Annotated in this window: 9 protein-coding genes; 4 read left to right on the plus strand and 5 right to left on the minus strand. The window is 58.0% G+C overall.

Annotated elements, in window-relative coordinates:
- Positions 1 to 19: 19 nt before the first annotated feature.
- From dut to CPY64_RS06070, 5 genes are all read right to left on the minus strand, one after another.
- A complete protein-coding gene (dut, locus tag CPY64_RS06050; protein WP_042487854.1) occupies positions 20 to 481 on the minus strand; it encodes a dUTP diphosphatase in 462 nt (153 codons plus the stop codon).
- Between the two features lie 74 nt (positions 482 to 555).
- Complete coding sequence (coaBC, locus tag CPY64_RS06055) at positions 556 to 1740, minus strand: bifunctional phosphopantothenoylcysteine decarboxylase/phosphopantothenate--cysteine ligase CoaBC (RefSeq protein WP_026482881.1); 1185 nt, start codon at positions 1738 to 1740, stop codon at positions 556 to 558.
- A gap of 20 nt (positions 1741 to 1760) precedes the next feature.
- Complete coding sequence (lspA, locus tag CPY64_RS06060; protein WP_042487852.1) at positions 1761 to 2294, minus strand: signal peptidase II; 534 nt, start codon at positions 2292 to 2294, stop codon at positions 1761 to 1763.
- Complete coding sequence (gene ileS, locus CPY64_RS06065) at positions 2287 to 5127, minus strand: isoleucine--tRNA ligase (protein WP_042487849.1); 2841 nt, start codon at positions 5125 to 5127, stop codon at positions 2287 to 2289. The genes lspA and ileS overlap by 8 nt, the downstream gene beginning before the upstream one ends.
- Positions 5117 to 6082, minus strand: coding sequence for a bifunctional riboflavin kinase/FAD synthetase (locus CPY64_RS06070; protein ID WP_042487846.1), 966 nt, complete (start codon positions 6080 to 6082; stop codon positions 5117 to 5119). Before CPY64_RS06070 ends, ileS begins: the two co-directional genes overlap by 11 nt.
- A 49-nt stretch (positions 6083 to 6131) precedes the next feature.
- On the opposite strand from CPY64_RS06070, the gene purN reads away from it, so the two are divergent.
- The 4 genes from purN (at position 6132) to CPY64_RS06090 (ending at position 11846) form a co-directional block, all read left to right on the plus strand.
- On the plus strand, positions 6132 to 6788 hold the full coding sequence (purN, locus tag CPY64_RS06075; RefSeq protein ID WP_042487843.1) for a phosphoribosylglycinamide formyltransferase: 657 nt from the start codon (positions 6132 to 6134) through the stop codon (positions 6786 to 6788).
- A 173-nt stretch (positions 6789 to 6961) separates the two neighbouring features.
- Positions 6962 to 8227: an RsmB/NOP family class I SAM-dependent RNA methyltransferase gene (locus CPY64_RS06080; protein ID WP_042488026.1), complete on the plus strand. Its 1266-nt coding sequence runs from the start codon at positions 6962 to 6964 to the stop codon at positions 8225 to 8227.
- Between the two features lie 101 nt (positions 8228 to 8328).
- Positions 8329 to 9555, plus strand: coding sequence for a DesA family fatty acid desaturase (locus CPY64_RS06085; RefSeq protein ID WP_021446741.1), 1227 nt, complete (start codon positions 8329 to 8331; stop codon positions 9553 to 9555).
- Positions 9552 to 11846 (plus strand): UvrD-helicase domain-containing protein, encoded by a 2295-nt coding sequence (locus tag CPY64_RS06090; RefSeq protein WP_026482876.1) that lies wholly within the window; start codon positions 9552 to 9554, stop codon positions 11844 to 11846. Before CPY64_RS06085 ends, CPY64_RS06090 begins: the two co-directional genes overlap by 4 nt.
- Positions 11847 to 12000 lie beyond the last annotated feature (154 nt).

Consider the following 12000-nt stretch of genomic DNA (forward strand, 5'->3'; position numbering starts at 1 on the left):
CCTTTCCCAGTTTTAATGCTTAGTTCTTGCCCGTGCTACCAAAACCACCTGTACCACGCTCGGTCTCGGTAGAGAACTCATTCACAAATTGCAGTGCCACTTGCACCACAGGCTGGAACATCAATTGGGCGATACGCTCGCCGGGCTGGATCACGTAGTCCTGATCGCTGTCGTTGGCCAGAATCACGCCAATCTCGCCGTGGTAGTCGGCATCAATCACACCAATGCCTTGGGCAACACGCACGCCGTGTTTCAGGGACAGGCCCGAACGTGAGGCGACGATGGCTACCAGGCCAGGGTCCATCATATTGATGGCCAGGCCGGTTTTAACCAGCGTACGGCCGCCTGCAGGCAGGGTAACGGCTTCGCTCAGGCAGGCGCGCAGGTCCATGGCGGCCGAGCCGTCCGTGGCGTAGCTGGGGGCTTCAATCGTTGTGCCCAACAAGTCATTGACGATGCGGGCTTCAATACGGCGGTGCATAGACGGTATCCTGAAAAAAAAAGAGGCAGCGCACCTGCTTTAGCGCTGCCCGTCATCATAAAAGAGAAAAGGGTTTAAAGCCGCTGGGCGATATCTTGAACCAGTTGGCGCGCCGCCAGCAGTTTATCCTGGGCAGGCCAGTGCATATGGCCTTGCTCGTCAAACAGCACCAGCTCGGTGTCGTCGGCGTTCATGGCGCGCTGGGCCAGGTTGGCAACCAATAAAGGCACATTTTTACGCTGGCGCTTGGCCTGGGCGTGCTCGATCAGGTTGTCGGTTTCAGCGGCAAAGCCTACGCAGAAAGGACCGTTCTTCAACGCAGCAACCTCGGCCAGAATGTCGGGGTTGGGGCTGAATTGCAGGTCTGGCGTGGCTTGTTCGGAGGTCTTTTTGATTTTGATGTCGCTGGCATTGCTGACGTACCAGTCTGCTACCGCTGCAACGCTGATGAAGATATCGGCATCATCCACTTGGGACATGACGGTGGCATGCATTTGACGGGCCGTTTCCACATTGATGCGGCGTACCTGGTAGGGCGCTTCCAATGCTACCGGGCCGGATACCAGCGTGACTTGTGCACCAGCTTCCTGAGCCGCACGGGCAATGGCGTAGCCCATCTTGCCGGAGGAGCGGTTGCTGATGACGCGGATTGGGTCGATAGGCTCGCTGGTCGGGCCAGCGGTGATCAGGACTCGTTTACCAGCCAGCAGCTTGGGCTGGAAGAAGGCCGTCAGTTCAGCCAGCAGTTGGGCCGGTTCCAGCATGCGACCGTCGCCGGTTTCACCACAGGCCTGATCGCCGCTGCCGGGGCCCAGAATATGCACGCCGTCGCGGCGCAGTTGTTCGACATTGCGCTGAGTGGCCGGGTGCAGCCACATTTCCCGATTCATGGCTGGGGCGATCAGCAGGGGGCAGTGTCCACGGGCCACGCATAAGGTGCTGAGCAAGTCGTCGGCCAGACCGTTGGCCAGCTTGGCCATGAAGTTGGTGCTGGCGGGGGCGATCAGGATGGCATCAGCATCCCGGCTAAGCTGGATGTGAGCCATATTGTTGGGAACACGCGCATCCCACAAGTCGGTGTAGACGGTACGACCCGACAGGGCCTGAAAGGTGACCGGGCTGATGAAGCGTGTGGCCGATTCGGTCATGACCACATCAATCCGGGCACCCAGGTCCTGGCTGCGACGCAAGAGTTCGGCGGTTTTATAAGCAGCGATGCCGCCGGTGATGCCAAACACCAGTTTTTTATTGCTAAGCATAGGACATGATCCTTACAGACTCAGGAGCGCTGTCGTTTGTTGCGGCGCATGCGCATGAACTCGTCCAGCACCAACAGGGCAGCGCCGCAGCTGATAGCGACGTCGGCAATATTGAAGGCCGGAAAGTAGGATTGATTCCAGTAGAACAGCAGAAAATCTACCACGTGTCCGTGCATCAGGCGATCCACCACGTTGCCGATAGCACCACCCAGAATCAGGCTTAGCGACAGGCAAAACAAGGGCTGCTTGGCCGAGCGGCGCAGCATGGTCACGATAAAGACCGTGGCGACAGCGGCAATGCCTACAAAGAACCAGCGCTGCCAGCCCTGACCACCGGCCAGAAAACTGAATGCCGCGCCGGGGTTGTAGAGCAGGGTGAAATCAAAAAAGGGCAGGATATTCCAACGTTCCTGATAGAACAGGTTGGTGTCGAAATACTGTTTGGTCCATTGGTCCAGGCCGACAATAAAGGCGGCCAGACCAATCCAGGCCCAGAACTGCCGCGAGGGCAGCCGGGCCTGGCCGGGAGAAGGGGCCATGTCCTTATCAGGCATGGTGACGTACTTCGCCTTCGCCAAACAGATTGTCCTCGCAACGACCACACAGGGTGGGGTGCTCGGCGCTCTGGCCTACGTCTGGGCGGTGGTGCCAGCAACGCTCGCATTTGGCCTGTTCGGTAGGGGTAACGTCGATGCGCAAATCGCCTTCGCCTGCATGTACATCGGCGCGCGAGACGATCAGCATGAAGCGCAGATCTTCGCCCAGAGATTGCAGGAATTCCAGATCCTGACCGTTGGCGTAGATGTCGATTTCGGCAGCCAGGGAGGAACCGATGGCGCCGGTGCTACGTACATCTTCAATGCGGCGCATCACGTCGGCACGGATGGCGCGCAGGCGTTGCCACTTGCTGCTCAGTGCCGATTGTTCGCCTTGCTCGGGCAGGACATGGAACAGTTCGGTGAAGATGGTGCCGCTAGGAACCGTACCACCGTGCATGTCACGCCAGGCTTCTTCTGCCGTGAAGGACAGGATAGGGGCCATCAGCTTGAGCAGGGTTTGTGTCAGGTGGTACAGCGCCGTTTGAGCCGAACGACGTGGCTGGCCATCTTTGGCGGTGGTGTACAGACGGTCTTTCAGAATATCCAGATAGAACGCGCCCAGGTCTTCGGAGCAGAAGGTCTGCAAGCGAGCCACGATGGGGTGGAACTCGTAACGCTTGTAGTGCTCCAGCAACTCGGCCTGCATGTCGGCGGTCATTTGCAGGGCGTAGCGGTCGATTTCGGTCAGTTGATCAACAGGCACAGCATGTTGGGTGACGTCGAAGTCGGCCAGGTTGCCCAGCAGGAACTTCAAGGTATTGCGGATACGGCGGTAGCCTTCCACAACACGCTTCAGAATTTCGTCGGAGATGGACAGCTCGCCCGAGTAATCAGTAGAGGCGGCCCACAGGCGCATGATCTCGGCACCCATCTTGTCGGCAATTTCTTGCGGCTTGATGATATTGCCCAGCGATTTGCTCATCTTGCGACCATTGCCGTCCACCACGAAACCGTGGGTCAGCAGGGCTTTGTAGGGTGCGCGGCCATACAGCATGCAGCCGGTCAGCAAGGACGAGTGGAACCAGCCGCGGTGCTGGTCCGAGCCTTCCAGGTACAGGTCGGCAGGCCATTGCAGCTTGTCAGCGTGCGAGCCGTGGGTGGTGTGATCCTTGCCACCCAGCACGGTGGCGTGCGTGGTGCCCGAGTCAAACCATACGTCCAGCGTGTCGCGGTTTTTCTCGTACAGATCGGCCTCGTCACCCAGCAGGTCGCGTGGGTCCAGGTTTTGCCAGGCCTCGATACCACTCTTTTCGATGCGCTCGGCCACTTGCTCCATCAGCTCGGGCGTGCGGGGATGCAGTTCACCCGTTTCCTTGTGCACAAAGAAAGCCATGGGCACACCCCATTGGCGCTGACGCGACAAGGTCCAGTCGGGGCGGTTAGCGATCATGGCGTGCAGGCGGGCACGACCCCAGGAGGGGTAGAACTCGGTGTTATCAATGGCTTCCAGAGCCATTTCACGCAAGGTACGGCCGCTGCTGTTTTCCTTGTCCATACCGGCAAACCATTGGCTGGTGGCACGGTAGATGATGGGCGTCTTGTGACGCCAGCAGTGCATGTAGCTGTGCGGGTGCTGTTCGGTTTTCAGCAAAGTACCGGCGTTCTGCAAGGCTTCCACGATTTGCGGATTGGCCTTCCAGATCATCTGGCCGCCAAACAGGGGCAGATTCTCGGCGTAATGCCCATTGCCCATCACGGGCGTGAGCATGTCGTCGTCCTTCATGCCGTGGGCTTTGCAGGAGATAAAGTCTTCAATACCGTAGGCAGGAGCCGAGTGCACCACGCCCGTACCGCTGTCCAGGGTGACGTAGTCGCCCAGGTACACAGGGGAGCGGCGTTGGTAGCCTGCGTCCACGTGGGCCAGAGGGTGATTGAATTCGATCAGGTTCAGGGCTTCGCCGGTGGCGGTGGCTACAACCTGGCCACTCAGGCCCCATTGTTCCAGGCAGGATTTCACCAGCTCTTCGGCCACGATCAGCATGGAGCCGGTAGCGCGTGGGCTGTCCAGTTTCACCAGGGCGTAGCTGATTTCAGGGTGTACGTTCAGCGCCTGGTTGGCAGGGATGGTCCAGGGAGTGGTGGTCCAGATGACGATGGCGCCATCGTCCACGCTGTCCACGCCAAAGGCGGCAGCCAGCTTGTCTTTTTGCGCGAAGGGGAAGGCTACGTGCACGGACGGGTCGGTGCGATCCGCGTATTCAACCTCGGCTTCTGCCAGGGCGGAACCACAGTCAAAACACCAGTTCACGGGTTTCAGGCCACGGAACACGAAACCTTTTTGCATGATCTTGGACAGCACGCGCAGCTCGTCGGCTTCGTTACTGAAGTTCATGGTCAGGTAAGGCAGGTCCCAGTCGGCCAGCACGCCCAGACGCTTGAAGTCCTTGCGCTGGCTGTCGATCTGTTCCAGAGCGTAGGCGCGCGCCTTGGCCTGAACTTCCGCCACAGGCAGGTTCTTGCCGTATTTCTTTTCGATCTGGACTTCAATGGGCATGCCGTGGCAGTCCCAGCCGGGCACGTATTGCGCGTCAAAGCCGGCCATATTGCGGCTTTTGACGATGATGTCTTTCAGAACCTTGTTGACCGCGTGGCCAATGTGAATGTCGCCGTTCGCATAGGGAGGGCCGTCGTGCAAAATAAATTTGGGACGACCGGCACTGGCTTGCCGAATTGCTGCATAGACTTTGTTTTCTTCCCACTGGCTAATCCAGCCCGGCTCACGTTTGGCGAGGTCGCCACGCATGGGAAAGGGGGTGTCGGGCAAATTGAGAGAGTTTTTATAGTCCATTTGAAGCAAAGTAGTCGCGAGCGCGTTGTGCATCGTTGTCGATGGCGGCGATCATTGTGATGAGGTCCGGGAATTTTTCCTCGTCCCTGACAAATTCCAGAAATTCTATACGGGCAAGTTTACCGTAAGCATCCAGGCGTTGGTCCAGTAAATGCACCTCTAACAGCAGCCGTCCCTGGTCTATGACGGTTGGGCGTACCCCCAAGGAGGCAATGCCGGGCAGAGCCTGTCCGGTCAGTCCGTGAACCCGGACCACGTACACGCCTGAGCGGGCGGCACAGTGTTCGGGAACACGCACGTTCAAGGTCGGGTAGCCAATGTCCCGGCCCAGCTTCTGGCCATGAATGACATGACCACTAATATGAAAGGGTTTGCCCAGCAGGGCACGGGCGCGGTCCAGCTGGCCCACGGCCAGGGCGGTGCGCACTTCCGAGCTGGAGATGCGGCGGCCATCGGCATCGGCCACATCGTGCAGGGTCTCGACGCTGAAGCCATGGCGCTTGCCCGCTTCGCGCAACATTTCAATGTCACCGGCCCGTTTGTGGCCGTAGCGGAAATCCTCGCCCACCAGCAACCAGCCGGTGTTCAGACCCTGGACCAGAATCTCGTCAATAAAGGTAGCGGCCGACATATCGGCCATGGCCTGATTGAAGCGAGCCAGATAAATTTGTTCAATGCCGCATTGATGCAGGGCTTCGACCTTGTCGCGCAGGCCGCTGATCTGTGTGGGGATCAGTTCGGGCCGTTGGCCGCGCTGCGCAAAAAAGGCGCGCGGGTGGGGCGTGAAGGTCATTACACAGGAGCTCAGGTCCTGCTGGCGCGCCACTTCATTGACGCGATGCAAGATGGCCTGATGGCCCAGGTGGACCCCGTCAAAATTGCCAATGGTGACAGCGCTGCGGGCCGTGCTGTTGCGCCGCGGCAGAGAGCGATAGAGTTTTAGATCAGATTTCACAAGCGAGAGTTTACAATTTTGGATTCGTTATTTCTCGGGAAACAGGATTTTGACCGATTCCACCCTACCTTGTCGCCTTGTTGTGCTTATTTCAGGCCGGGGCTCCAACTTGCAGGCCATAGGCGAACTGATCAAGACAGCGGGCTTAAATGGCCGTATCGAGGCGGTCATCTCTAACAAGGGCGATGCGCCCGGACTGGAATGGGCGCAGCGTCAAGGGCTGCCTACCGAGACGGTTTCGCATCGCGAATTTGCAACACGTGAAGCCTTTGACCAGGCTTTGGCACGCGTGATCGACCGCTACCAGCCAGATTATGTTCTACTTGCGGGATTCATGCGCATCCTGAGCACAGGTTTTGTTCAGCACTATGCAGGCAAGCTCATCAATATACACCCATCCTTGCTTCCTAGCTTTCCCGGTTTGAATACCCATCAACAGGCACTTGACGCGGGCGTGCAGTTTCACGGCTGCTCGGTGCACTTTGTGACCCCTGTGCTCGATGATGGTCCCATCATTGCTCAAACTATCGTGCCCGTCCTGCACGACGATGATGCCCAAACCCTGGCAGAGCGCGTTCTGGCAACTGAACACCACGTCTATACCGAGGCCGTACGCTGGCTGATCGAGGGACGGGTGCGTTTGCAGGCTGATGGCCGTGTCGAGGTTGCCGGACTTGCGCATCGCGGCTTTTATTTCCCCGCCTGATTGAGCGGGCTATTTGGAATTTTTGAATATTCATGTCTGATCACCAACAATCCCGCGGCCGCTCGGACCGCAAGCGCCCGTCCTCGTCTGCCCAACGTAACGAGTCCGGGGCGCGTGGTCGCCCTTATGCAGCACGCCGCGACAAACCCTCGGGTCCACCCGAGCCGGGAGCGATGGCACAGCGCCGTCTGGAGCAGGTCTCCAGCGCCCTGGGTGAAGTTTTGCAGTGGAAGCACCCCGCCGACCTGGCCTTGACACGCTGGGCGCGTACACGCCCCAAAATGGGCTCGCGTGACCGTGCCGAGATTCGCGAGGCCGTGTTTGATGTGCTGCGCCACCTGCGTCAGTACCGTAACTGGGCGGAAAGCGGCGTAGGCCCATCCACCCGTCGTCTGGCCATTCTGGGCCTGTCTACCGCCATCGGTCAGGAATCCCTGTCTTTGGGTCTGACGGAAGAAGAGCGCCAGTGGCTGGGCCATATCCGTGCCCTGAATGTGGACGGTCTGCCGGTTGGCGTGCGCCTGAGCCTGCCCGAGTGGCTGGAAGAGCGTCTGAAAGAGATCCCGGATTCCTACAAGCTGATGGCCGCCATGAACGAGCAGGCCTTGCTGGATCTGCGCGTCAATCCCATGAAAGCCGAGCGTGACGCCGTATTGCGTCAGCTGCAAAACGGCCCCATGGCGCGCTTCAAACCCGTTGCCATGCCGTTTTCGCCTTGGGGTATCCGTATTGAAGGCCGCCCATCTGTCGCAGTATGGCCACAGTATGAGAAAGGCGAGCTGGAAATTCAGGAAGAGGGCAGCCAGTTGCTGACCGCCTTGCTGGAGCCTCGCCGTGGCGAGATGGTTATTGACTACTGCGCCGGTGCTGGTGGCAAATCCCTGCTGCTGGGCGCCCTGATGCGCTCCACAGGCCGTTTGTACGCCTTTGACGTGTCCGCAACCCGTTTGAACAAGGCCAAACCGCGCTTTGCTCGTGCTGGTCTGTCCAATGTGGTGCCTGTCGTGATTCAGGAAGCGGGCGACCAGCGTGTTCGCCGCCTGCATGGCAAGGCACAGCGCGTATTGGTCGACGCCCCTTGCAGCGGCTTGGGAACTTTACGTCGAAATCCTGATCTTAAGTGGCGTCAACACCCCCAAGCTCTGGAGCAGTACACTCAGATGCAGGCCGACATTCTGGAGCAAGCTGCGGCTTGCGTCGCACCAGGAGGTCGTTTGGTTTATGCAACATGTAGTTTCTTGCCTGAAGAAAACGAGCAGCAAGTGCAGGCGTTCTTGGACAAACATCCCGAGTTCAAGCTGCTGGATGCCCGGGAAATCTTGAAGGACAAATGTCCGGCCCTCGCGCTAGAGGGGCCTTATTTGAATCTGCGCACGGACCGTCACCAAACCGACTGTTTCTTTGGTGCGGCACTTGAACGAATCACGGAAAGTGCTTGATTTAAAGCAAGTTCGTCCTTAAATAGTGTTATTGTTAACTGGTTAGGTGGGCTACACTTTTCCGGTTTCCCTTAACACAAAGATCAGGTCTAAAAGGGTCTATGCAATCGTTTCTTTCTTTTCTTGCTGACGGATGGCTGCAACTGTCTTGGTGGCAGCTTACTCTCGTCATTCTGGCGGTGACTCATGTCACTATTGTGTCAGTTACCGTATTTCTCCACCGCAGTCAGGCGCACCGCGGGCTGGACCTGCACCCAGCGCTGATGCATTTCTTCCGTTTCTGGCTCTGGATGACCACCGGTATGGTCACAAAAGAATGGGTTGCGATTCACCGCAAGCACCACGCCAAATGCGAACGTGAAGGCGATCCCCATTCCCCTGTGGTCTTTGGTCTGGGCCAGGTGTTCTTCCGTGGTGCAGAACTGTACCGTCAGGAAGCCACCAACCCTGAAACCTTGAAGCGTTTCGGTCACGGCACCCCCGATGACTGGCTCGAACGCAACCTGTACAGCAAATACAGCATGTTGGGTATTACCATCATGTTGGGTATTGATCTGTTCCTGTTCGGTCTGCTGGGTCTGACTGTCTGGGCTATCCAGATGGCCTGGATTCCTTTCTGGGCTGCCGGTGTGGTGAACGGTCTGGGTCACGCTATCGGTTACCGCAACTTTGCCAGCCCTGATACCAGCACCAACGTGTTCCCTTGGGGCATCATCATTGGTGGTGAAGAGCTGCACAACAACCACCACGCTTACGGTACGTCCGCCAAGTTCTCCAGCAAATGGTACGAATTTGACTTGGGCTGGTGCTACATCTCGGTGTTCAAGGCACTGGGTCTGGCCAAGGTCAAGAAGGTCGCTCCCAAGCTGCGTCTGGAGCCTAGCGTGCCTTCGAATGCTCCGCTGGAAGGCATCAGCCTGGCCACCTTGCAGGGCGTGATTACTCACCGCTACGAAATTCTGGCCCGCTATGCGGACATCATCAAAACCACGGCCTCGGAAGAGATTGCCCGTCTGAAACCACAGGTGAACAAGGACAATCCGAATTGCTCCTGGTCCCTGCTGGAAAGCTGCAATGACTGGATTGGTCGTGGCGACGATGTGCTGGCTCCCGAGCAGCGCGCTGAACTGGAAACGGTAGCGGCTGGCGATTCCCGCCTGTCCATCCTGGTTCGCATGCAGCGTGAACTGGCCGGTATCTGGGAAAGCTCCAGCGCCTCCAGCGAGCAGTTGCTGTCCGACCTGCGCGCATGGTGCCAGCGCGCTCAGCAAAGTGGTATTGAAAGTCTTGAGCAGTTCGCCTTGCGTCTGCGCCGCTACGCGGCATGATGGATCGCTTAAACCCGGAACAGCGAGCCGCCGTTACTTTACCCTCTGGCCATGCCCTGGTGCTGGCCGGAGCCGGTAGCGGAAAAACCAGTGTACTGACCTCTCGAATGGCCTGGTTAATCCAGACCGGGCAGGTCAGCCCACATGGCCTTGCTGCTGTTACCTTCACCAATAAAGCCGCGCGCGAAATGCTGACGCGGCTTACTTCTTTATTGCCTATCGATACCCGCGGAATGTGGGTCGGGACCTTTCACGGCCTGTGCAATCGCTTGCTGCGCATGCATTACCGTGATGCCGGTCTGGTACAGACTTTCCAGATCCTGGATACGGCAGATCAGTTGGCCTCCATCAAGCGCATGGTCAAGGCCAACAATGTGGACGACGAAAAATTTCCGCCCAAGGAAATTCAGAAGTTCATCAACGCCTGTAAAGAAGATGGCCAACGTCCTGGCGACCTGGAAGCTCACGACCCCCACCGCCGCCGCCTGATCGAGCTCTATCAGCTTTATCAAGAGCAGTGCGAACGTGAGGGTGTGGTGGACTTTGGCGAGCTATTGCTGCGTGCCTACGAGCTGTTGTCCCGCAATGCCCCCATTCGTGAGCATTATCAGCGCCGTTTCAAACACATTCTGGTTGACGAGTTCCAGGACACCAACGTGCTGCAGTATCGCTGGTTGCGTCTTTTGGCCGGTGATCAGGCCTGCATGTTTGCCGTGGGCGATGATGATCAGTCCATCTATGCTTTCCGTGGCGCGAACGTGGGCAATATGGCCGACTTCGAGCGCGATTATGCCCGTGGCAATGTAATACGCCTGGAGCAGAACTATCGGTCCTGCGGCCATATTCTGGATTCAGCCAACGCGCTGATCGAGAACAATAGTGGTCGCCTGGGCAAGAATCTGTGGACCGATAGCGGCGAAGGCGAGCTGGTACGCATCAGCGAACTGGCCTCGGATGCTTTGGAAGCTCAGTGGATTGTGGATGAAGTCCGCGCCCTGATTGCTGAAGGCAAGCCACGTCGTGAAATTGCCATTCTGTATCGCAGTAACGCCCAGTCGCGGGTGATCGAGCACAGGCTGTTTTCCCAAGGCTTGCCCTACAAAGTGTATGGCGGCCACCGCTTCTTCGAGCGTCAGGAAATCAAGCACGTACTGGCTTACTTGCGCCTGATGGACAACGCAGATGATGACACCGCTTTCCTGCGCGTCGTGAACTTTCCGACTCGTGGTATCGGTGCCCGCTCTGTCGAGCAACTGGCTGATCTGGCGCGCGAACGCGGTACCAGCCTGTTGCGTGCAATTCCCTATTTGCAAGGGCGTGCGGCTGCCAGCTTGATGCGTTTCTCGAACCTGATTCAGGATATGGCCAGCCAGGCGCAGATCCTGTCTTTGCCCGAGCTGATTGAGCACGTTGTCCACGATAGCACCTTGCTGGCCCATTACCAGGCCGACCGCGAAGGTGCCGAGCGACTGGAAAACTTGCAGGAATTGGTCAACGCAGCCACGGTGTTTGTGGGTGAAGAAGGCTTTGCCGAGCTGCCAGCCGGTCGAGTCCCAGAAGCTGTGGCGGGCGAGTCCGAGCAGGCCATGCAGAACCCGGACCAAGCGACTGCCTCCGTGCTGGCTCCCATGTCGCCTTTGGGCTCCTTCCTGACCCATGCTTCTCTGGAGGCCGGGGACAATCAGGCCCAGGCAGGCCAGGACGCCATTCAGCTGATGACGATCCATGCCGCCAAAGGTCTGGAGTTTGATGCGGTCTTCATTACCGGCCTGGAAGAGGGTTTGTTCCCGCATGAGAACAGCTTGTTCGACCCCGGTGGGATCGAGGAAGAGCGTCGCTTGATGTACGTGGCGATTACGCGGGCACGTCAGCGCTTGTACATTACCCTGGCACAAAGCCGCATGCTGCACGGCCAGACGCGTTACGCCATGCGTTCACGCTTTCTGGAAGAGCTGCCGGAGCAACACATCAAATGGTTGTCGGCTCGCTATACCAGTTCGCCCATGCAGTCAGAGGCCAGTTCGGGTGCATTCCGTCGTGGTCAGAGCTGGGAGTCCAAGGACAAGAGCTATTCGGCCCAGCCTTACGGCGGTCGCAGTCACACCAGCGTGCTGGAAGTGAATGGCCAGACCTTCCGTGTGGGGCAGGGGGTGCATCACAACCGCTTTGGTGAAGGCACCATTATTAATTTGACCGGTCAGGGCGATGATGCCCAGGCCTTGATTCAGTTCCGTGAAGTCGGCAGCAAGACTCTGGCCCTGGCCATTGCCAAGCTGGATCCTGTGAGCTGATAAGCGAAATAGGTACTGAGTCAGTCGATTGCAGTTTGAAGGCCCCCGGATACTCCGGGGGCTTTTTTTATGGCCGCACAAAGCCATGGGAGTTTTCAAACAGACGCGTTTTTTTGCCTGGTTTTTGCATTAAGCAGTTCAATTCTCCTGCTCC

The sequence above is a fragment of the Alcaligenes faecalis genome (genome assembly GCF_002443155.1).
Taxonomy (GTDB): Bacteria; Pseudomonadota; Gammaproteobacteria; order Burkholderiales; family Burkholderiaceae_B; genus Alcaligenes; species Alcaligenes faecalis.